Source organism: Novosphingobium sp. TK46, assembly GCF_055361525.1.
Genome location: NZ_CM143963.1, coordinates 256,806 through 277,362 on the forward strand (window position 1 = coordinate 256,806; position 20,557 = coordinate 277,362).

Annotated in this window: 19 protein-coding genes and 4 pseudogenes; 16 read left to right on the forward strand and 7 right to left on the reverse strand. The window is 60.7% G+C overall.

Going from position 1 to position 20,557, the window contains the following annotated elements:
• Window positions 1-7 precede the first annotated feature (7 nt).
• The 12 genes and pseudogenes from ACXJ1Z_RS01145 (at window position 8) to ACXJ1Z_RS01200 (ending at window position 10,668) form a co-directional block, all read left to right on the forward strand.
• A complete protein-coding gene (locus tag ACXJ1Z_RS01145; RefSeq protein ID WP_463778916.1) occupies window positions 8-1,042 on the forward strand; it encodes an amidohydrolase family protein in 1,035 nt (344 codons plus the stop codon).
• 10 nt (window positions 1,043-1,052) lie between these two features.
• Window positions 1,053-1,874, forward strand: a complete 822-nt coding sequence (locus tag ACXJ1Z_RS01150) for an SDR family NAD(P)-dependent oxidoreductase (protein ID WP_463778918.1) — start codon at window positions 1,053-1,055, stop codon at window positions 1,872-1,874.
• Window positions 1,862-2,167 (forward strand): annotated as a pseudogene (locus tag ACXJ1Z_RS01155) (YnfA family protein). Before ACXJ1Z_RS01150 ends, ACXJ1Z_RS01155 begins: the two are co-directional and overlap by 13 nt.
• A 544-nt stretch (window positions 2,168-2,711) precedes the next feature.
• Window positions 2,712-3,173: pseudogene (locus ACXJ1Z_RS01160) on the forward strand (IS3 family transposase); the annotation flags it as partial.
• A gap of 534 nt (window positions 3,174-3,707) precedes the next feature.
• Window positions 3,708-5,081, forward strand: a complete 1,374-nt coding sequence (locus ACXJ1Z_RS01165; protein WP_463778920.1) for a methyl-accepting chemotaxis protein — start codon at window positions 3,708-3,710, stop codon at window positions 5,079-5,081.
• Window positions 5,082-5,523: 442 nt separating this feature from the next.
• The gene (locus ACXJ1Z_RS01170) at window positions 5,524-6,402 is read left to right on the forward strand and encodes a diguanylate cyclase domain-containing protein (RefSeq protein WP_463778922.1); all 879 of its coding nucleotides are present in this window, start codon (window positions 5,524-5,526) and stop codon (window positions 6,400-6,402) included.
• A 216-nt stretch (window positions 6,403-6,618) separates the two neighbouring features.
• On the forward strand, window positions 6,619-7,071 hold the full coding sequence (gene tnpA / locus ACXJ1Z_RS01175; protein WP_463778924.1) for an IS66-like element accessory protein TnpA: 453 nt from the start codon (window positions 6,619-6,621) through the stop codon (window positions 7,069-7,071).
• A complete protein-coding gene (gene tnpB, locus ACXJ1Z_RS01180; protein WP_463778926.1) occupies window positions 7,068-7,373 on the forward strand; it encodes an IS66 family insertion sequence element accessory protein TnpB in 306 nt (101 codons plus the stop codon). The genes tnpA and tnpB overlap by 4 nt, the downstream gene beginning before the upstream one ends.
• An 82-nt stretch (window positions 7,374-7,455) precedes the next feature.
• Window positions 7,456-7,914 (forward strand): annotated as a pseudogene (locus ACXJ1Z_RS01185) (transposase domain-containing protein); the annotation flags it as partial.
• A 40-nt stretch (window positions 7,915-7,954) separates the two neighbouring features.
• Window positions 7,955-9,271 carry an MFS transporter gene (locus tag ACXJ1Z_RS01190; protein ID WP_463778928.1) on the forward strand — a complete coding sequence of 439 codons (1,317 nt, stop codon included), beginning with the start codon at window positions 7,955-7,957 and terminating at the stop codon, window positions 9,269-9,271.
• 33 nt (window positions 9,272-9,304) lie between these two features.
• The gene (locus ACXJ1Z_RS01195; RefSeq protein WP_463778930.1) at window positions 9,305-10,282 is read left to right on the forward strand and encodes an alpha/beta fold hydrolase; all 978 of its coding nucleotides are present in this window, start codon (window positions 9,305-9,307) and stop codon (window positions 10,280-10,282) included.
• A 14-nt stretch (window positions 10,283-10,296) separates the two neighbouring features.
• On the forward strand, window positions 10,297-10,668 hold the full coding sequence (locus ACXJ1Z_RS01200) for a VOC family protein (RefSeq protein ID WP_463778931.1): 372 nt from the start codon (window positions 10,297-10,299) through the stop codon (window positions 10,666-10,668).
• A gap of 716 nt (window positions 10,669-11,384) precedes the next feature.
• On the opposite strand, the gene ACXJ1Z_RS01205 is transcribed toward ACXJ1Z_RS01200, so the two are convergent.
• On the reverse strand, window positions 11,385-12,839 hold the full coding sequence (locus ACXJ1Z_RS01205; RefSeq protein WP_463778933.1) for an adenosine deaminase family protein: 1,455 nt from the start codon (window positions 12,837-12,839) through the stop codon (window positions 11,385-11,387).
• Window positions 12,836-13,903 (reverse strand): purine nucleoside permease, encoded by a 1,068-nt coding sequence (locus tag ACXJ1Z_RS01210; protein ID WP_463778934.1) that lies wholly within the window; start codon window positions 13,901-13,903, stop codon window positions 12,836-12,838. Before ACXJ1Z_RS01210 ends, ACXJ1Z_RS01205 begins: the two co-directional genes overlap by 4 nt.
• 830 nt (window positions 13,904-14,733) lie before the next feature.
• On the opposite strand from ACXJ1Z_RS01210, the gene ACXJ1Z_RS01215 reads away from it, so the two are divergent.
• The 3 genes from ACXJ1Z_RS01215 to ACXJ1Z_RS01225 all read left to right on the forward strand — a co-directional run bounded on the left by ACXJ1Z_RS01215 (window position 14,734) and on the right by ACXJ1Z_RS01225 (window position 16,753).
• Entirely contained in the window at window positions 14,734-15,111 is a 378-nt protein-coding gene (locus ACXJ1Z_RS01215) for a GNAT family N-acetyltransferase (protein WP_463778935.1), read from the forward strand.
• Between the two features lie 133 nt (window positions 15,112-15,244).
• Window positions 15,245-16,000, forward strand: coding sequence for an SIMPL domain-containing protein (locus ACXJ1Z_RS01220; RefSeq protein ID WP_463778937.1), 756 nt, complete (start codon window positions 15,245-15,247; stop codon window positions 15,998-16,000).
• Window positions 16,001-16,270: 270 nt separating this feature from the next.
• Window positions 16,271-16,753, forward strand: coding sequence for a hypothetical protein (locus ACXJ1Z_RS01225; protein ID WP_463778938.1), 483 nt, complete (start codon window positions 16,271-16,273; stop codon window positions 16,751-16,753).
• 306 nt (window positions 16,754-17,059) lie between these two features.
• Here the strand turns inward: ACXJ1Z_RS01225 and ACXJ1Z_RS01230 are convergent.
• Window positions 17,060-17,302, reverse strand: a pseudogene (locus ACXJ1Z_RS01230) (cupin domain-containing protein); the annotation flags it as partial.
• Between the two features lie 135 nt (window positions 17,303-17,437).
• Window positions 17,438-17,998 carry a flavodoxin gene (locus ACXJ1Z_RS01235; protein ID WP_463778939.1) on the reverse strand — a complete coding sequence of 187 codons (561 nt, stop codon included), beginning with the start codon at window positions 17,996-17,998 and terminating at the stop codon, window positions 17,438-17,440.
• Between the two features lie 17 nt (window positions 17,999-18,015).
• On the opposite strand from ACXJ1Z_RS01235, the gene ACXJ1Z_RS01240 reads away from it, so the two are divergent.
• On the forward strand, window positions 18,016-18,285 hold the full coding sequence (locus tag ACXJ1Z_RS01240) for a hypothetical protein (protein WP_463778941.1): 270 nt from the start codon (window positions 18,016-18,018) through the stop codon (window positions 18,283-18,285).
• An 80-nt stretch (window positions 18,286-18,365) separates the two neighbouring features.
• On the opposite strand, the gene ACXJ1Z_RS01245 is transcribed toward ACXJ1Z_RS01240, so the two are convergent.
• The 3 genes from ACXJ1Z_RS01245 to ACXJ1Z_RS01255 form a co-directional block, all read right to left on the reverse strand.
• The gene (locus ACXJ1Z_RS01245; RefSeq protein ID WP_463778942.1) at window positions 18,366-19,223 is read right to left on the reverse strand and encodes a PhzF family phenazine biosynthesis protein; all 858 of its coding nucleotides are present in this window, start codon (window positions 19,221-19,223) and stop codon (window positions 18,366-18,368) included.
• 173 nt (window positions 19,224-19,396) lie between these two features.
• Window positions 19,397-19,921: a GNAT family N-acetyltransferase gene (locus ACXJ1Z_RS01250; protein WP_463778944.1), complete on the reverse strand. Its 525-nt coding sequence runs from the start codon at window positions 19,919-19,921 to the stop codon at window positions 19,397-19,399.
• A 69-nt stretch (window positions 19,922-19,990) separates the two neighbouring features.
• On the reverse strand, window positions 19,991-20,491 hold the full coding sequence (locus tag ACXJ1Z_RS01255; protein ID WP_463778946.1) for a hypothetical protein: 501 nt from the start codon (window positions 20,489-20,491) through the stop codon (window positions 19,991-19,993).
• Window positions 20,492-20,557 lie beyond the last annotated feature (66 nt).

Genomic DNA, 20,557 nt, shown 5'->3' on the forward strand with positions numbered 1-20,557 from the left:
ATTGCAGGTGACGGGCGGGTCGGACAGAAGCAAAGCCGGGAAGGAAGTCCTGGAGCCGGGTCGGCGTATCATCGACCCGCATATGCACTTGTGGGACATTCCCACATTGGACGGTGGTCTGCAGGAGGCGCAGACCTTCCTTGTGCGAGAGGCCGCCGACGCCATCCAAGTCAGCGGTCATTGCGTGACGCACACCGTCTTCGTCGAATGCCATGCCATGTACCGCCCGAGCGGTCCGCCCGAGCTGCGATCGCTGGGCGAGACCGAGTTTGCCGTCGGCATGGCCGCCATGGCGGAAAGTGGCCTGTATGGACCTTCGCGAATCGCCCACCGCATCGTCGCGCATGTCGACCTTGGTATGGGAGATGCGCTCGCCCCGGTCCTGGAGACGCACCGCGCCCGCGCGCCCGAGCGGCTGCGCGGCGTACGGATGAACACCTCCTTCAGCGAGGCCGGCCTGTTCGGAGCTCCGGCCGAGCCTGGTGCCAGGACGCGGCTTGAGAACTTCGATTTCATACGCGGCGCCGGTGTGCTTGCGCAGATGGGCCTCAGCCTCGACGTATGGTGCCTCCACCGACAGCTGTCTCAGCTCATCGCCCTTGCGCGTGCGGTCCCCGATCTTTCGATCATCCTCGATCACGTGGGGACGCCCGACCGGCGCGGCGCATATCGACAGCAAGCCGAAGAAGCGTGGGAAGACTGGCGTGGGGACATGCGGACGCTGTCGTTGCAGCCCAACGTACGGGTCAAGATCAGCGGCCTTGGGATGGACGTGTCCCGACCGCTCAGTGCCAGGACTGGAACCGCGCCGTCGCAGATGCTTGCGCAGGAGTGGCGCGCCCGCGTCGAGTTGGTCATCGACTCCTTTGGTCCCGCACGCTGCATGTTCGCCAGCAACTATCCCGCGGATCGGTCGGCGGGGTGCTATGGAGCAATCTGGAACGCCTTCAAGCTGCTGGCGGAAGGATACAGCGAGGCTGAAAAGGAGCAGCTCTTCCGCACCACGGCGGCCGAGGCTTACCACATCGACTTGACGGACTGAGGATGCACGAATGAACTTTCAACTTAGCGGCAAGCGAGCCCTCGTCACTGGAAGCAGCGCTGGGATCGGACGAGCCGTCGCGATCGCCCTCGCGGGCGAGGGCGTCGCGGTCGCAGTGCACGGACGTGATCGTGGGCGAGCCGAAGAAACGGCACGCACAATCGAAGCGGCTGGCGGCTCGGCTTACGTTGCCATTGGCGATCTGGCCACGGACGATGGCGCACGAGCCGTGATCGATTATGTAGGCCACGCCCTTGATGGCCTAGACATCCTGGTCAACAACATCGGTGGCAACGAGTCCGCCGGGGGCGGTCTGAACGGATGGTTCAACGACACGCCCGAGGTCTGGACCGGGACAATGCAGCAGAACCTGGTCGCCCCGATACGGATGATCCACGCCTTCGTACCGCAGATGCGCGAACGCGGATGGGGTCGCGTCATCAACATATCGAGCGGCGGCGCCATTCAGCCGACGCCGCAAGCCCCAGCCTATTGCGCGGCAAAGGCAGCCATCAACAACCTGACCGTCAGCCTCTCCATGGAACTTGCCCGCTGCGGCATAACGGTCAACACCGTCAGCCCGGGCTGCACGCGAACCCGGATGTTCGAAGGCACGCTCAACACCATGGGAGACGCGAACGGTTGGCCCGACGACCTGGATGCGCGTGAAAAGGCCTTTATGGACCTTGGCCTGTTTCATTGCTCGTCGTCACGATACGGTCGGCCTGAAGAGATAGGCGCTCTGGTCGCATTCCTGGCGAGCCCGCTCGCAGCCTTTGTAAACGGCGCCAACTACCGCATCGACGGTGGACAGGTGCAATCCATCAACTAGATGCTTGCACCTTTGCGTTCTGGACTTGGCTCAGGTTGGACAAGTCGCCTTGGTGGGTTGCCCCCGGCGTGCTGTCGCTATGTCTCTTCGCTTTACTTACTCATGTTGCCGGATGCTGATCAGGCCGGAAGGTCATATGCCGCTTACGGTGGTGTTTACGTATTTTCAGCCGTGCTTTGGCTATGGCTCGCTGAAGGCACGAAGCCTGATCGATGGATGTCATCGGTGCGCCAGTCTGCCTGATCGGTGCCGCTATAATCTATTTTGGCCCATGCGCCGCTACCAGCAACTAGCCAGCCCAACCGGACAGGAGCAGTGCCGGAGACAAGCCCGTAAGCTGACGTCGCCAGCGCCTCTTGGCAGCCGCGTCCCGCGCGACGATGGAGATGAACGACGGTCTGCTTTCGCGCACGTCATCTTGCGCCCTCAGCGGCCGGAATGAGGGCGAAGCCGGCCATCGTCGTCGGACATAGGCCGTCAGCACCGTCGCGGTGATGAAGGTACATTCGACACCGCGATGCCCGGCGGCAAGGTGCTGTATGTGGAGGATGCTTCGAGCGCCTCGATCTTCCCAATCGATACGACCGGCACAAGCATTGAGGTCAGCGTCGCCGACTAGCGGATCATGCCTGACAGCATGTGGATCGGGATATCACCGCCGGCTTCGCACAGCGGATCGCCACGCTGAGCTTGTTTCACGTAGCTATGGCGCAGCGCGCGCTGCTGCCGGGCGATGGTTAAACGGGAGAGCCAGCGCCAAGCCCGCCCCCCATTCATCGAACAGAGGCCTCAGCAGATTTTGAAAGCAGAAGGCGTCTAAGAGACTAGAGGCTATTTACTCTGGAAGGATTCGCCTATCTGGCTGTCGTGATCGACCTGTACTCCCGCCGCGTGGTGGGTTGGTCGATGCAAAGCCGCCAGACCACCGATGTGGTGCTGCAGGCGCTGCACATGGCGGTATGGCGGCGTAAGCCAAAGCACCAGGTGCTGATCCACTCGGACCAGGGCTCGCAGTTCACCAGCATGGACTGGGCCGCGTTCATAAGGGCTCACAATCTTGAGCACTCAATGAGCCGACGCGGTAACTGCCATGACAACGCCGTCGCCGAGAGTTTCTTCTCCTCGCTCAAGCGTGAGCGCATCCGGCGCCGCGCCTACAAAACCCGTGAGGAAGCCCGGCAGGACGTGTTCGATTACATCGAGATGCTCTACAATCCGGTGCGTAAGCACGTCAGGACCGGCATGCTGTCGCCCGTCCGATTCGAACGGCAGCAGATTTTGAAACTGGAAGGCGTCTAGAAAACTCGGGGCTACTCAAACCCCAACTACCTGAACGAAAAGCGCTCGGTGCCCCACTCACAAAGCAGCAGACGTTATCAAGACGTCGCGGCGCCATGGGCACTGCCGCAATCGCCGATACAACTGTTCAATGAAGCATGGTTAACACTAGAAGTAGCGACAGCTTTGTTAACCGGCAGGCATGATGCATGTGCAGTGGGGCTCGGGGCCCCAACTACTGCAGCCGTGCCGGCGTCTGTTAGCAGATGAAATCGTTTCTTGTTAGCAGCCGTTCGTGCGCGGCGGGCAAACGTAGCTCTTCGTCCTTGTGATCGGCGCTGGGCCCACTCGCCGATTTACCGCGACCGGCCGCGAGTGCGTTCTCGAATAAAACGAGCCGGCGCCGCACTGTTGGGACAAACAGCATTAGCAGATCCAAGGTACGGAACCTGAACTTTTTAGCATGGATTTGTTCTGTTCGAATTAAATCCGTCTATGATTCGTGCACTGCCAGTCGCCAAAAAAATGATGCTTGCATGACGGGGATTTTCGAACATGGAGTGGTTCACGGTTGAAGCACCAATAAGGAAAAAGCTCCAAATAGCGTTTGGAACGATGATTGGCGCGGTAGCGCTTGCCGCGATGATTGCCATTTTCCTTGATGGCTGGATCGGCGCCGCACTTCATCTTGCGATACTTGTTGCCGCCGTCATCGTCGCGATGAAGTTTCGGTCGGCGATCGCCGACCCCTACGTCGAAACGGTGGTGCGCATGGAAGGCCTGGCCGCCGGCGATCTTCGCAGTCCGGTGGCCTATACCCACTACAAAGACTGCGTTGGGCGCATGACCAAGGCGATGCTGACCTTCCGTGATGCCGCCGTCGAGCAGCAGCGCCAGGCAGCCGAGCAAGCCGAGATCGTGCAGTCGCTCGGCGAGCATCTTGGACGCCTTCGCGCAGGCGACCTTATGGCATCCATCGATCAGCAATTTCCCGCAACGTACGCGGTACTTCGCGAGGACTACAACCTCACGCTGGAAAGCTTGCGTGAGTTGATCGGGGCGGTGTCGACAAGCGCAACGACGATCGAGACTGGTGCGAGCGAAATTGCGCACGCTTCTGAAGATCTCGCGCGCAGAACCGAAGCGAGCGCTGCCAACCTGGGAGAGACCACGGCGGCAATTTCCCAGATGGATGAACGCCTGAAGCAAACCGCCACCGCCGCTGCGCGCACCGTCATGCGCGCCGATGCCGCAATCGGTACGGTCTCCAGCGGACGCGAGATCGCCGACGAGGCGGTATCAGCCATGGGACGCGTTGCCGATAGTGCCAAGGGCATCGATAGCGTCATCGAAGGCCTCGACAAGATCGCCTTCCAAACACGGGTCCTCGCCATGAATGCCGCCGTGGAGGCAGGTCGCGCCGGGGAATCGGGCCGTGGCTTCGCGGTCGTCGCAGATCTCGTCTCCGCCCTGGCAATGCGCGCAGAGGAAGAAGCGGGTCGCGCCCGCGATCAGCTGACGACGACGCAAACCGAAATTACCTCCGCAGTCGAAATGGTACGCAAGGTGGATGACGCCTTCGTGGGCATCTCCAACAACGTTTCCGAGGTCCATGATCTGCTTGGCAACATCGCCAAGGACAACAATGCGCAGGCGAGCGCCATTAGTGAAATCACGGCTACTGTCGAAGCGATGGACCAGGCGACTCAACAGAATGCCGCGATGGTCGAGCAGACCTCGGCAGCTGCGCGCAACCTTGCAGGCGAGGTCAGCCAGTTGACTGATGCGACCGCACGGTTTGACATTGGTGAGGCAAAGAAGCGCCCAGTATCCGCTATGGCGTGGGACAAGCCGAAAGTGCGACCTGTGGCTCAACGCGTTTGCGCCATCAAGGCGCGGCCTGAGGCTGAACAGTGGGCCTCATTCTAACCATTGTTGCGTCCTAATCCGGGCCCCTGGATACGTTCTCGCGTTAACAAAACAACCAGTGCCGAGCCGACCGTAACAAATTTGACTGTGCAATCTGAACAGCTCGAATGAGCGCGTTGACCTCTGTCAACATCCGCCGCCGCCCTGCCTGCTATCATTCTGATGCCGGTTTGCATCAGATTGGCTGAGACCGAGCGCGCCGGTCCCACCGCAATTGATTGCATTCAGGATATAATCCGGCAGCTGCAACCTTCTGGCTGTTCATCGCGGAAGTGGCAGCTTCGAGGCTAGGATCTTTTGCTCTCACCCACCGAGCATAGTCTTTTAAGATACCGGCACTAAGACGTAGAGGATGTCGACGCTCATCCAACAGGTTCGTCCGCAATCGCCCGAAGGGAACAGCAGCTGGCCAAGCGGGTCTGGATTGCATTGTCTCGGACAAATGGATCCACTACTCGACCGCGCGATGGCTTTGGCAAAGATCGGTGCTTGGTCATGCAATCTTGCGGACAATCGTCTGAACTGGAGCACCGGCGTCTACGATCTATTCGGCCTTTCGGTTAGAACAGCTCTTGACCGGCGACAGACTGTGGAAATGTACACTGAGGAGTCCCGTGAAGCCTTGGAGCGACTGCGAACGCAGACAATCGCCAAGCGTGGCACTTTCACTCTCGACGCCCAGATTGAGCGTGCAACGGGCGACAAGCGGTGGATGCGGATAACTGGGGAGGTGACCGATGATAAGCACGGGACCCCTCATCTGCATGGCCTGAAGCAGGACATTACGGAGGAGAAGTCCCGCTCTGAAGAACTGCGACGTCTTGCGGAGAACGACACGCTTACCGGCCTGGCAAGTCGCGCCGTATATGAAGATCGCTTCCTCAACAGGCACCGGCTCACTTCATCTGTCATGCGGCTTGGCGCCCTTATTCTTTTCGACCTGGACGGCTTTAAGAGCATCAATGACCGCTTGGGCCATGCCGCTGGCGATGCCTGCCTGAGAGTCTTTGCGGAACGTTTGTCCGCCAACTTCCCGAAGGCCCTGCTGATCGCACGAATAGGCGGAGATGAATTTGCCGTGATCGTCGGCGACGAAGAGCCGAAACTGTTGATTGAGGCGCACGTGGCCCGCTTTCTGACCAGGCTGCGCGCACCAATCCTTTGGCGGGAGCATATGTTCACCATCGCGGCAACGAGCGGCCTCGCCATCCCTTCCGATTCACATTCGTATGACGCCGAAGAGCTGTTCGTGAGTGCCGATCTCGCGCTATATGATGCCAAAAGGAGGTTCAGGTCCACTCCTACGCTCTGCCACCTCTGAGTCTAAATGCATAAAGAAGGTCCCATGTCGGCGTCCCGTACAACTGGTCTAGCTGGTGCGACCGCCTCGCTCACTGGGATTCTGTGTTCTAAACCGTGGATTTGTCGAGCGGCGCGAGGATCGCGTGCTGCGTAAGCGCTGTGCGGCCCCCACCTTGCGCGGGTAACGTCCAGCGTTGAGCTTGCGCGGCCTGATTTGGGCCGAGGCGCTAGTCCTATGATAATCCCGTGTGATCATCCTGTGAGCAAGGGCCCGCAGCGGTTTGAGATATTCACCGGTGCGGGCAAGCGGCGCGATTGGCCATCGGAGGTCAAGGCGTCGATCGTGGCGGAGTGCTATGCAGGCAACGAAGGTGTCGGCGCTGTTGCCCGTCGCCATGGCCCTGACCCTTCGCAGGTCTATGCCTGGCGGAAGGATTTGCACAAGCAACTGGCGGACCAAGGACCGGCACCTTCGTCGGCAGAGCCGGTCGCCGCGACGTTTGTCCCCGCAGTGGTCGAGTTGGGTCCGCGACCGGATCCAGCACCTGCGCGCCGAGCCCGGCGGAGGCGGCGTGCGCCAACAGCTGCGGTAGAACTGGAGATTGACGGCGTAGCGGTAACGATTGCGCGCGGCGCCGATGCTGGTGTGATTGCTGCGGTGATCGAAGCGCTAAAGGCAACCCGGTGATCGGACCGGGCGCCAACGCGCGCGTGATGGTGGCGACGCGCCCCGTGGATTTCCGCAGAGGACCTGACGCGTTGGCGGCGCTGGTCGGCAAGGAGTACGGCGGCGATCCGTTTTCGGGCGTAATCTACGTGTTCCGGGCGAAGCGCTCGGGCCGTATCAAGCTCGTTTGGTGGGATGGCACGGGTCTGTGCCTAATGGCCAAAAAGCTGGAATCCGGCGGTTTCAAGTGGCCGGGCATCCAGGACGGCGTTATGCGGCTGACGGCGGCGCAGCTCGGCGCTTTGCTAGAGGGTCTGGACTGACGTCGGGTGCATGGCTGGCGACGACCGATCGCCCCGCAGATTGCCGGTTGACGGGGCTTTTGACTGCTGATTCAATGCTTCCATGCTCATGGAAGCGGATCTTTCCGAGGACATCGAAGCGCTCCGCGTGCTGGTCCTCGAACAGGCTCGCGAGCTCGATGCGCTCAAGGTTTTCAAGGCTGAGGTAGAGCGCCTGAAGGCAATCATCGACGCCTTGCAACGCCACCGTTTCGGTCGCCGTTCCGAACAACTCGATCCCGATCAGTTCGAGCGGGCTCTCGAAGAGGTTGAGGCGGCATTGGCCCAGGCCGAGCACGCTCGCGACAAGGCAAGTCGGACGCCGATTGAGCGGCCGCGCAAGACCAACCGCGGTTCGTTGCCGGCTCATCTCGAGCGGATCGAACAGATCGTCGATGTTGAGGACAAGGCTTGTCCGTGCTGTGGAGGCGCACTTTACCAGATCGGCGAGGATGTGGCCGAGCGGCTCGATGTCGTACCAACCACCTTCCGCGTGCTGGTCACGCGCCGCCCGCGCTACGGTTGAAGGTGACGTCGTACTGCATATCGAAACCGTCGCTGACATGGCAGTCGATATAGAGGATCGGATCCAGCCGGCGCAGCAATGCGATCATCGCGCGGGTCTCGGGCGCGTCCACTTTGGCGTAGTCGCGGTTGAGGTTGATGCTCCGGGCATTGCCGACGGTGGCCTCGTCGAAACCGGGGCGGTGCCGCGTACCGCACTCCCTACCGCAGCACTGTCAGGCCTCGCCGCCAGTGGCTTCCTGTGCATCGTTACCGAGACGCTTCCCGCTGGCTTGCTGCCGCAAATTGCCTCTGGCCTGCGGATCTCTGAAGCAATCGCGGGACAACTTGTTGCGGTCTATGCTCTGGGGTCCTTGCTCGCGGCGATTCCGCTTACCAGCTTGACCCAAGGCCTTCCCCGCCGGCCGTTATTGCTCGGTACCATCATCTGCTTCGTTGTCGGGAATACGCTGACGGCATGGGCAGGGTCTATCAGCCTCGTGCTGGTCGCGCGGTTCGTCGCCGGGTGCGCAGCGGGGCTCGCCTGGGGGATTCTCGCGGGTTACGCGCGCAGCATCGTACGTCCGGACCAGACCGGCCCGGGCATGGCGCTTGCCATGGTTGGCGTGCCGCTGGCGCTCTCGCTAGGGGTGCCCTTGGGGACCTTCCTGGGTGGTCTGGTTGGTTGGCGCGGGTCGTTTCTGGTCCTCTCCGCGCTCAGCGTCGTGCTGATCGGCTGGATCATCGCAAAAGTGCCCGATGCGCCTGGCCGGACGGGCGATGATCGTCCGTCGCTACGCCGGGTCATAGCCACGCCGGGAGTCGTGCCGATTCTGCTCGTCATCCTAACCTGGATGACGGCGCACAACATCCTGTATACCTACATTGCGCCGTTCGCGACGGCTGCGGCCGTTCGGGTCGATCTCGTGCTGCTTGCATTCGGTTTCAGTTCGCTCGCCGGCATCTGGACCGTAGGGCGACTGGTGGATCGGATGCTCCGTGTGCTGGTACTGCTTGCGATCGGATCGTTCGCGGCGGTCGCGGTGCTCCTCACGATTGCCGGCGGACAGGGCATCGCCGTCTATGCGGCGGCCGTCATCTGGGGCCTCGGCTTTGGCGGTGCCGGAGCGATGATGCAGACGGCGTCGGCAGACGCGGCCGGTGATGGCGTCGATCTGGCGCAGGCGATGGTGACCACGGCGTGGAACCTGGCGATCGCGGTCAGCGGTGCGCTCGGCGGTGCGCTGCTCACGACGGGAGGGACCTCGCTGTTGCCGCCCACTGTCGCGGCGCTGGCCCTGATAGCCTTTCTCATCGCGCTGGCCGCACGCCGTTTCGCCTTTCCACCCGGTCACCGCGCGCCGTCGCGCCGCTGACCCGCCCCTTTTCTTCGAGAACGAGGTTCAGACATGAAGCCCTACAGCATCTCCTTTGCGCTTGCTGCACTCGCTATGACAGCAACGCCGATCCAAGCCGCGCCGCGTGCTGTTCTACCCGCCGCGCATGAGGAATTTCCGATTCCTGATGGATTTAGCGACGGTTACGAAACCATTGACGGCGTGAAGCTGCATTTCGTGCGCGGCGGTCGAGGCCCGCTCGTGCTCCTCGTCCACGGTTTTGGGCAGACATGGTATGAGTGGAACCGCCTCATGCCGGAACTTGCCGGGCGCTATACGGTGGTGGCGGTCGAGCTGCCGGGTCTTGGCCTGTCGGAAGGACCCCGCACGTCCTACACCGGCGTCGACATTTCCGACTATCTGTACAAATTCGCCAAGCGTTTCAGCCCGGACAAACCTTTCTATCTGGTCGCGCACGATATCGGCATCTGGAACAGCTATCCGATGGTTGCGCGCCACCCCGCCGACATCGTCAAGGCCGCTTTCATAGAAGCGACTGTACCCGACGACACGCTCTATTCGCTACCCGCGTTCGTCTCGACCGGCGAGGCAGCGGGTTGGCATCATAGCTTTTTCGCAGCCGACGATCAGCTGGCGGACGCGATGGTGAAAGGCAATGAGCGGCTGTTCCTGACGCACTTCATTCGCCATCATGCAAGCAACCAGGCGGTGTTCACCGATGCGTTGATCGATCGCTACGTCCGCTCCTATGCAAAGCCGCAGACGTTCCATCACGCCTTCGAATATTACCGCGCGTTACCCCGATCGATCGTGCAAAATCAGGCATTGGCGGCGAGCAAGCTGACCATGCCGGTTCTTGCCGTTGGCGGGGGTGGCAATGGCGGCTTCGGCGCAAAGCAGCCGGAAAACATCCGACGCTACGCCACCAACGTCGAGGCGCACGTGCTGCCCGGGTGCGGTCACTGGGTTCCCGAGGAATGCGCGCCGGCGCTGGACCCACTAATTACCTCATTCCTGGCTCGACCATGACACCCGATGCCAGCATGGCCGGCAATGTACGCGGGATCGATCACATTGGGATTACGGTGCCTGACGTGGAAGCGGCGACCCGGTTCCTAAGTCAGGCATTCAACGCAACCGTCGTCTACGATACAGTAGTTGATGGTCTACCGCGCCGGTCACCCGAGGATCTCGCCGCGACGGTCGCGCTGAACCAAACTCAACGTGTCATTGCGACCCGCATCGTTCGCCTTGGCGACAGCGCAACATTGAACTGTTCGAGATCAAGGATACCGTGCCCGGGGTCCACGGGATCGGTGCGCTCGGGCTCCAGCACTTCGCCGTCTACTGTGACGACATTGCAGAGGTGCTTCGTCGAGTATTGGCGGCGGGAGGTACGCAGCTTCGCGGGCTGAACCCATTGTTTGGGGCGGAAGAAGGGCCCGGCAATGCAATGCATTATGTTCGGGCACCATGGGGTACATTGATCGAGTTGACTTCCACTCCGGCCGGCACTGCACCAGGACGCGAGATGAACCGCTGGCAGCCTACCCGGAGCTAGAACTCGTCTCTTCGGAGTGCCGCGCAGCCCGCTGATAGATTTGATCGTCGAAAACGGCATATTGAGGATCATGAGACACTGCACCGGTAGTTCGCTGCGAAGGCCATGGTTTCCTAGACCAAAATACCGGGGAGGCTTTGGTATTCCCGAAATTCGATCCTAACGGGAATGGCTCGGTTGCCTCGCTGGCCGTTCGTTTGTGAGACACGAAACGGCTGGCGAACGATCGGCGCTGCGTCGATGAATCCGGAGATGAAGAAGGTGGGATGGATATTTGTATTCAGCTGGATGCCTTTTCACTATTTCAAAAGATCAATGCCGGTTGCGTAATCGAGACGGTCGGCTTCATTAATATGGTCCAATGAAGTGGACCATTGTCATCCTCAGTATGCACCGTTCTCTCTTTGTTTGCGGTTAGCGTACGTAAAACTCACTTTTGTGTAGTGACCCCTTTGACCGAGCCCTATACGATCCCGCATTAGCTCAGGGTGCTGGATGTCATCAGCCACGGGCACGAGGGCTGGAACGCCATCGGTACGAACGATTTCAGTCTGGCATGCCGCTGATGATTTAAGGCGTTGCACTGTTGCCGGCGGTGGGGAATGTATTTTCAAAGCGTTCGAAAGCGGTCTTCAACTCTCCCTGTAGTCGAGCCTTGTCGCGAGCGGCAATGAAGGCATACTGCAGGCTGGCGCGCGCCAGATCCTTCAGGTCGGCATAGTCCATGCCTTGCTCGGTCACGGCGCGCTGGTACTCGTTGGTGAGGTCGGAGCGAAGCACACCGGCGTCGTCGGTCGACAGCACCACCGGAACGCCGTGGCTGCGATACAGCTTTAAGGGATGCATGCCGCCGAAAACGCCCAAGATCACCGCGTTACTAGTCAGGTTAATTTCAACGGCGACATGGTCGCGCGCCATACGGGCGAGCGTGGCGTTCGCGTCGTCCTCATAGGCTATGTCCGTACCGTGTCCGATACGTTGCGCGCCTGCGGCCACGGCCTCGGTAATATGGTCGCGCAGGTCGTCCGGCGGCACCAGCCCTAGCGCGAGTTCGCCCGCATGCATCGAGATGTGAACCTGAGGATAACGTGCCGCCAGAAAGCGGAACATCGCCATGTGCAGGTCGTAGCCGCGCAGCGCGACCGGGTCGTCCTCGGGCATGACGATGTTGACGCCGACAAAACGCGGGTCGGCGTCGGCCAGCGCGAAGGCGCAAAGGAGCGAACGGAAGGCGCGCCTGGGCGCCACTCCACGCCACGCGAAGCCAAGGTAACGCACGGTCACGTCGCAGGCGGGATCCGCAGCCTTGCCACCGCAACCCAGCCGCCGGCTCGCCCGAGCCTCCAAACCGTCCACTTCGGCCATGCTCTGCTTGATCACCGCTTCGAGCAACGGCGCCTCGCGCTTGTAGGTGTCGGCGATCTGGTCCGTGAGCAGCGGCTCCTCGTTTGCGGCCATTGTGTAGTCCACCAAGGCTTTGGGGTCGTGCATCAACTCCAGGTAAATGGCGTGGTCGCGTGCCGCGTTACGCCGGGCCACCGCCAGCCATCGGGCCACATCGACGGCGAAAGCCGGGTCGAACCGGCGAAAGCTGGCGAAGAACTGATCGTGGCTCGACGTGGTCCCGAAGCCGACGCCCTGCTGAAATCCGCGAGTCGACAAACCATCGACCAATCGCGCGAAGGCGAACGGATCGTGCACGGCGAGCGCCGCGACGGTGCGTTCGGCCGAACAAGGCGCGGGGGCGAGCGCAGTTCCCGCCGCATCGACACACAGCCCCTTGGCCGCCGCGGCTTGGAGATAGTCCTCGGCATAGGGCGTGCCGCTCAGGTGATTGTGCAGGTCGCCACCCTTGGGCATCACCTGCAGAAAAACCCGAAGCTGCGCAGCGTTGTCCTTCACCGCGGCAAAGGCCGCGGCGGCAGCCACCTCGTCGGCATGCGCGGGCGGTGTACCGGTCACTGCAAGCGCGGCTATTGCCAGCGCCAAGGCGCACGCCGTGAACAGGCGCAAGCTCGCTCTCACGGAGCGGGCGCCTCAGGGATGGTGTCCTTGTACCTGGCCCAGTTCGCCAGAAGCGCGTGCACGACAGACGCGCCGACGCGGTAATTGGCTTCGAACGCAGCCTTCTGCCCGGCGCCTTCGTTGGCGACGCTCGCCACTGCCGAGACGCCCGGAGGCGGCATGGAGGGATTGCTGCCGGTACGCAGCACCAAGACACGCGCGGGATCGACCAGCCCGAGCTTGCCGGCGATCGAAACGACGCCGGCCATCGACTGGCTTTCCATGTTGGTCATGGCGAAGCGGCCCTTCCCGCCGGTCCACAGCTTGACCCAATCGCGCGCCCACTGCGTACGTCCGGGGCCGTGCCAGTAGCGCACAGAACCGAGCGTCTCACCCAGCAGCACGAACGGGGGCTTCTGCGCATTGGGGAAACCCCGCCATCGCGCGCGATCCTTCGCCAGCTCGGGACTGTCCGGGATCGGCACGCTCTTCGTCATGTCATAAGCCCAGTAGGCAAGTCCCTGGTTGAGCTTGGCCGCCATGGAAAGCTTGCCAGTATCGGTGAACGCGGCGAAGTCCTGCGTCGCGCTTGGCAATTGGTTGGGCTTTTCGGCCCCAATCGCAAAGAGGCCGTAACGCCAGTCCTTTGGCACCTCACGATCGTCGAACTCACGCAGGGTGTCGCCCTGCACGACCCAGCGGGACCACGCCGCGCTGCCGACGGAGGCGACCTGCGGGTCGACCCCGGAGATTCCGGTAAACAGCCAGTAAGTCTTGGAGAAATCGAACCGGGGATCGAGCAGCAGTGCCATGAACTGTTCGGACACGCCGCCCAGCATGGTATCTGGGCTGCCCCAGACCATGCCATAGAGGCCCCGAGCGTTGCGCCGCAACGGGTGCAGCGCGCCGCGGATCGGGATCGCCTCGTCCAGCTTCTCACGCTCGGCCCAGAACTGGAACTCGCCGGGCGCATCGCCGACATCCTTGTCCGGCTCGAAATTGGCGACGACGATGACCTTCACCGGGATGGGCGTTACCTTCGGCAACAACGGCACGGGCGGCTCGGTCGCATGGACGGCGCTCATCGCCGATAGGCCGACGGCCGACGGCAACGCCGCCGCCCATGCCGTTCGCCATAGCTTTCGATAACTTCTAGCCATGCGCCTATCCTTAACTTGTGACGGGCGCCGACCCGCCGCGCTTGCAGTATGATGCCGGCCGCAGCCCATCAAACGCTTTAAATTTGCTCCAGCGTTGCAAAAAACAAAGCGCCTGAAGAATCAGGAGCCGTATCTAGATTATGTTCGAACGTCTGAAAGACTGGCGCCATCACCCTCGCCACCACCGTCATCTTCTGGCATGATCAATGAATCGTGGGCCTAATCGCGTTCATTCTACGATGGTTCTGGTAACAAATCATTTGTGGCGTCCAGCAATGGATTTGGATCGGCAAAACAGACTCGATCAAATCCCGACCGGTTCGTGATATTGATGCGAAACCCAGAATTGTGTTCAGCAATACGCAAATTGGGAACAAGCACGCATTGGGGGCAAATTCCTGCCCTTATCCGGTCCCTCTCTCTCCGATGTTTTGAGGGAAGCACTGATCGTGGAAAGCTTCTCGGGCATCGCAATTCACAAAGCGGAGGCGTTGTAACCGCTTCTCGATAGGGGATCCATTCTGGGAATGTCTGGGCCGTCTCGCTGGCCGTTCGTTTTTGAGAAGCCCTCGATCCGTGACGAAGTTCGGTTAAGTCAGCCTTATGGCACTCAACATTATAATTCCCGAGAACCCATCCGATACCGATCGCGAAGCGGTCATTGCGCCGCTTCGCGCTTACAATATCGCCCATGCTGGCGATCCGCGTATCCGATCAGTCGCACTATTGCTGACCGATGAACATGGCGCGCTCATGTGGGCGGCTTATGGGGTAAATGCGCTTACGACTGGCTGTTTGTGGAGCTTTTGGCTGTCCCGGAGGAGTACCGAGGCGGCAGCTATGGCAAGAAGTTGATGCACGAAGCCGAGAGCATTGCTCTCGCGAACGGCTGCATTGGTCTTTGGCTTGATACCTATGAGTTTCAAGCTCGCGGTTTCCATGAAAAGCTGGGATTCAAAGTTTTTGGGGAATTGGAAGATCATCCTGTCGGTCAGAAGCGATTTTTTTCTGCAGAAGCGCTTCTGAAGGGACCACGCTTTCCCGTTCAACCATCCCCTTCGAGACGGCTCGGCCGTCCCAATCGCCGTTCCAATCGGGCAGGTTCTGCCATGTCGATTGCCTGCGCCGAGTAGACCGTAATGGCCTATGATACGGTCTCTGTAAGCACCGCTCGTGGCTTGGCGGAGCGTGAGCAAGGTGGTCCGGTTGTGGCTTGCCCCAGGGGCGCAATGGGCTAGGCTGGTGGCTCGGTTACCGGAGATTGTCATGCGCCGTTTTGCAGCCCTTCTGGCGACCCTCGTGCCGAGCGCTGCGATAGGTCAACCCCTCGAGGAGCCGCATCCCCGGATCATCGTCAGCAGTGCCGCGACGATCCAGAGCCCACCCGACCGTGCCGTCGTCAGCTTCTCCGTCCATGGGGAGGGCGCGACCAGCGACGAGGCCGTACGCGCAATGGTGACGAAGCGGAAGGCGATCGAGGAGGGACTTGCCGGCATTTCCGCGCGGCCGGACATCCGTGCGGCGCAAGTGGGGATCGCCGAGGTGCGTGGGCGTGACTGCAATCGCAACGGCTATGGCAATCCGCGTCTATCGACCGGCGAATGCGCGATCGTTGGCTATACCGCCGATCTTCAAGTGGAGGTCCGCACCGCCGCAGTGAACGAGGCCGGCACGATGGTGTCGCTTGCCGGCCGGCTCGGAGCGACCAACCCGCGGATCGAACGCTTCTTCCTCGCCGAGGACAAGGAGGTTCGACGGCGCGGGATCACGGAGGCTCTGGCCGAAGCCAAGCTTCAGGCGGAAGCGATCGCGCGCGCCTCTGGGGTCAAGCTCGGCGGCGTTCTCAGCGTCTCCAACCTGAGCTTCAACGGCCCGGGCCCATATGATGACATCACTGTCACCGCGGCGCGGGTCCCGGCACCGCCCCCGCCTCCACCACCGCCGCCGGTCGTGGTCGGATTGCAGCCCCGGGCTATCGAAACGCAAGTGCGAGTACAGGTAGTCTACGCGATCCAATCCTGACCATCGGACCTTTCCCTACCGTTGGACGTTTGATTAGGCGTGAACGGGCCGTCCGGTATCAAGCGACGGACCGAGAGTAGCGACTATTCCCGAAATTCGATGCTGAAATGGGAAAGCCGACGCCAGGTCTGCTATGCTGGCATCATCGCTCTATTCCGGACAGGCCGTGCGCGCCCCAGGATCGAACATACCAACTGATGTAAGCCTCGGACGCAATCATTCGTTCACCGGTCGCCGATAATGCGATGGTTGGTAGGATGGGGCTTATAGATGCTGAGTATATTCGTTGGCTTGCTTTTCGCTGCTGCATCCGGCCTGACGGTTGATGAACCGGCTACCCGCGCATTTGGCGCCGCTATGTACTCTGAAGCCGAGTGTGCAAACCACAGACAGCGTTATTGTGAGAACAAGGACACTAGGGTTGGGTTTTCAGCAGCACCGTTCTATGTTTATGATTTTGGTGACGAACTGCGTGTGATCTACAAGACAGCTGATTGCGGCAGCGTCTCTTATTTCACCTACAAGGACATTTCTAGCAAAAGTAAGTTGAAAGATATATTTCTCGAAATACGTTGCACGCGACATAAATCTGAGGGGACCAATTCGTCCATTACCAGCTTGGATGACATTTACGCTGCAACACGCTTCATGAAGACAAGAGCGGCGGTCTTGTTTGGACCTTTGAACAAGCGCTGCAAAGTCGTCAGATCGCGGCCTGGTTATCCCCTGGGCACTAAATGTCCACGTGAGTAACTCTCATACTTACGAGTATGCGGGAGTTCCGTCATTTCCGTTACCCAGTTCAACACGGCAGGATCATGACCGCTTTCACCGCCAACCCAGACGACGACGGTGCAAGCCGCGCCGCCTGAAAGCCGCCCTTTGCTGGCGTCTGTTAGCACCAGGTCAGCCGCCAACATGAAGATGAACAAAGGGCCGCTTTCGCGCACGTCATCTTAGGACCACAGTGGCCGCAAGGAGGGCGTTCGGCGTGGAACGGATTGCTTTCCACCCTGCACGTCGGAGCACCTGATCCTGATTGCCTTGCGCCGCTGCAAATCAGCCTAGCTGCGGACCGGCCAGGTACTGCTCGTCGCTTACCTTTTCCATCCAACTGACGCTGATACCGTCCAAGGCTTCCTGGATCGCGATATGGGTCATGGCCGTCGTGGGAGTGGCGCCGTGCCAGTGCTTATGGCCCGGCGGGCACCAGATGACGTCACCGGCGCGGATTTCGACGATGTCTTCGCCTTCGCACTGGGTCCACCCGCAACCGGCGGTGACCACGAGTGTCTGTCCGAACGGATGGGTATGCTAGGCCGAACGCGCGCCGGGCTCGAACGTCACTGCCGCGCAAGAGTGGCGAGCGGGTGCTGGGGGTGCGTTCAGCGGATCAATGCGCACGGTGCTGGTAAAGAAATCAGCCGGGCCGGGCTGCTAAGGCAGGCTACCGGGTCGATGCAGTATTATGGTGCGTTCCTTTTGTTGGCGGTGGCATTTGCTTAGAGGATCAGGCGTTGATGCTCCGAGCCACTGCTTGACCTGGTTGAGGGTCCGGCGTTCCTGATCGGCCTCCATCACGAAGGGCTCCACGATCGTCGCGCCGATGGCTTCGTTCCGAACGATGTCCATGCTGTTTCCCAAGTTATAGCCGCCATGCGTGATGAACGGCCGCAAGGTCTTGTTGCGCCAATCGTGCGATTTCAGGAATGAGCGAATGACCGGCGGAGCGGTCTCGCCCCAGATGGGAAAACCTAGATAGACCGTCGTGTAACGGCCAAAATCTGGAACGAGCGCCTCGAGTGGCGAACGGAATCCGCGCTCGCTCTTCTGTCGTGCCTGTTCGACGGTCTGCTCGTAGTCTTCTGGATAGGGGCTCTCGGGACGGATCTGGAACAATGTGGTGCGATGAAGCCGATACACCGTTCCGGCGATGACCTGCGTGTTGCCGGAACGCGTAAAGAAGGCGACAAGGGTTCCTGATACTCTGGGCTGCACCGAAGCCGCAGCAAGCTTTGTTCGACCTGCACGCCCGTGCGCACAGCATCATTGATCCAGCGCGATGCAAATCGCCATATCGTCCAGCCAATTGGACGCCGCACTGCTCGATCGCGCTCCGGGTGGCGGACGAGCGTCGCGAAGCGGCAGGTCGCCTGCTGGAGACCTACTTTACGCCGTTTACGCTTACATTCGACGTGGTGGACGCCGTTGCGTCGCCGCCAATCTCGGTCATTGCGGAACGCACTTTGAATGACCTGCGGGCGCCGGATCAGCTTCGCTCCTGAGGCGAAGCGCTTTCCCATTTCTCTATCCCATCGGGAAGGCCTCCACCGTCTCGGGTGCCGTTCCCAATCGGGAAGGCCATTTAGAGGCTGATTTCACCACGCATGACCGATACGCACGAGCCGCGTATTGTGGCGACAATTCCCTCGGGACTGCGAGCCGCATTAACATGCAGCAGGCTGGGACGGCCCATCTCCACGCCTTGATGGATCACAAAGCTGGCCTGCTCCGTGTTTAGGTCTAGCGACAACAGGAAGCACGCGAGAGGTGCATTGGCGCTGCCTGTAGCGGGGTCTTCCCATGTCCCGGAGAGAGGCGCGAACATGCGCGCGCGAATGGACCCACCATCCTTGCAATAGACGTGAACGGGGAAGCGGGTTCCAAACTGAGGGTGGTTCCCGAGGGCTTCTTTGAAAGCGGGCAGCGAGGGCGCGCATCGTGATAGCCCCTCGGGAGTCAGTTCGGCGATGATGTAGAACGTGCCGTTCGAGGCAACGGTCGGAGGGTGGTTAGCCGTGATTACATCCGCCGGGTCTGGCTGGAGCGTTTTGGCGATCACTTCCGGCGCGACCGTCTCCCCGATGCTCAATGCTTGAGGTGCCGCGATGCTGACCGCGACCGGGTTGCCGTCCGCGTCGCGATGAACCTCTACCCCCACGATGCCTGCCAGAATCTCGAAGGTTGCAGCGTTCAGGTCGGGCCGCTGACCCGCCAGAATGAAAGCGGTGCCGACCATCGGATGACCGGCAAAGGCCATCTCCGCTGTCCTGTTGAATATGCGGACACGTGCCGTGTTGCTAGCCTCCGTTGGAGGAAGGAGAAAGGTGGTCTCGCTCAAATTGAACTCGGCAGCGATCGACTGCATCGTCTCGCTCGCGAGCGTCTCGCCCGGTGACGACGGCGAGGGGATTTCCGCCAGAGCGCGTGTCAGTAAATACATCAACGGTCGAGAACGGCAGTACGGACACGGTATCGCCCCGGTTCTGTTACAACAGCGGCGCGGTTATGGGCGAGTATCGTTTGCCTGTCTCCCGTCAGCATCAGGCGTCACTTTCCCAATTCACCATCGGATTTCGGGAATCCTGAGAGCTTCCCAAAAGCCCTAACAGACCGCTATTGGGAAGCCCCACGCCATGTCATGCGCCTGATTTCCAGATCTAATTCGTGGCTAGGTTCGCCCTTGAAGAAGCCCGTGCCATCGTGTCGCGCGACGATCGCAAACCCGAGTTTGGCAAGGAGGCCCAACAAAGCCACATTCCGGGTATCGACTAGCGCCCAAGCGCGATCTGCACCGAGACGCGAAAAGAGCATGTCCAGCGTCTCGGACAACGCACGATATCCGACGCCAGAGCGCCAACACGCTGGAAAGACTTGATAGGCGTTAAGTGCCGACCGCGCCTGGATCGTTGCCTGTGTATAGCCCAACGCCGCACAAGAGCCCCCGTCTCGAATGACCCAGTTATACCAGCGTTCGGTGCCGTCGTCGGAGCGGCCGCGAGCCTGACGCTCATATCTGCCGGTCAGCTCGGCTAGATCAGCAGGCGGGTCGTCGGGGAGGAAGCAATAGCCCTCGGGTGCGCTCAAACCGGGAAGCATCTCGGCCGCGTGCTGTGGTTTTAGGGGTTCCAATCGCACCATCTCGCACCCGATACCCCTCTTCGCACATAGGACGACCGTTCCGCCAAGGGATAGAAATTTGGGAAACGATTAGATCGTGGTTGCCGTCCGCGCCTTTGCCAACCAGTCTCGACGAACTGCGATGCTGGACGCAAGCCAGAGCGCACCAGCGGCCATGAACCCGGCCATCTCGCCGCCTGTGGGGGCTTTGACAACGAAGCCCATAATCGCTGCAACAATCAGCGCTGTTCCAAGAACATAGAACGGACGGAAGCCAGCGGCAAAAGCGATTGGCAGGAAATGCAGGCCGACGACCAACGCCATTGATGGCAACAGAAGATCAGGCCGGTGCAGGTTCATGACGATGTTAGCGGCTAGGAAAAGGCCGACGCCTTCACCGATGCTGCTCCACATGATCGCTCGTTCTTCCTTCGGCGACGGCTTGATGCCCTCGCCAGGTGCACGGATCACATAGCTCGCGGCGAGACCGATGAGGATGAACCCCAAGAAGGGTAGCGCCAGAGTGATCCCGGACAAGTGCCATTGCCAATATAGCGTCATCGCCGCGAACGCCGCTCCGAAGAAGCTCATAATCAGCGCGCCCCATGCCCCCACAGACGGTCCCCTTATCCTTCGATAGGCCCATAGTACGTCTGC

Bases quoted from the DNA above. Each gene is read 5' to 3' on its own strand.
- ACXJ1Z_RS01255 (WP_463778946.1), bottom strand. From the start codon at position 20,491: ATGAGCTTCTTCGGAGCGGCGTTCGCGGCGATGACGCTATATTGGCAA.
- ACXJ1Z_RS01245 (WP_463778942.1), bottom strand. From the start codon at position 19,223: ATGTATTTACTGACACGCGCTCTGGCGGAAATCCCCTCGCCGTCGTCA.
- ACXJ1Z_RS01150 (WP_463778918.1), top strand. From the start codon at position 1,053: ATGAACTTTCAACTTAGCGGCAAGCGAGCCCTCGTCACTGGAAGCAGC.
- ACXJ1Z_RS01250 (WP_463778944.1), bottom strand. From the start codon at position 19,921: ATGGTGCGATTGGAACCCCTAAAACCACAGCACGCGGCCGAGATGCTT.
- ACXJ1Z_RS01200 (WP_463778931.1), top strand. From the start codon at position 10,297: ATGGCCGGCAATGTACGCGGGATCGATCACATTGGGATTACGGTGCCT.
- ACXJ1Z_RS01170 (WP_463778922.1), top strand. From the start codon at position 5,524: ATGGATCCACTACTCGACCGCGCGATGGCTTTGGCAAAGATCGGTGCT.
- ACXJ1Z_RS01210 (WP_463778934.1), bottom strand. From the start codon at position 13,903: ATGAGCGCCGTCCATGCGACCGAGCCGCCCGTGCCGTTGTTGCCGAAG.
- ACXJ1Z_RS01165 (WP_463778920.1), top strand. From the start codon at position 3,708: ATGGAGTGGTTCACGGTTGAAGCACCAATAAGGAAAAAGCTCCAAATA.
- tnpA (WP_463778924.1), top strand. From the start codon at position 6,619: ATGATAATCCCGTGTGATCATCCTGTGAGCAAGGGCCCGCAGCGGTTT.
- ACXJ1Z_RS01190 (WP_463778928.1), top strand. From the start codon at position 7,955: ATGGCAGTCGATATAGAGGATCGGATCCAGCCGGCGCAGCAATGCGAT.
- ACXJ1Z_RS01225 (WP_463778938.1), top strand. From the start codon at position 16,271: ATGCTGAGTATATTCGTTGGCTTGCTTTTCGCTGCTGCATCCGGCCTG.
- ACXJ1Z_RS01220 (WP_463778937.1), top strand. From the start codon at position 15,245: ATGCGCCGTTTTGCAGCCCTTCTGGCGACCCTCGTGCCGAGCGCTGCG.
- ACXJ1Z_RS01195 (WP_463778930.1), top strand. From the start codon at position 9,305: ATGAAGCCCTACAGCATCTCCTTTGCGCTTGCTGCACTCGCTATGACA.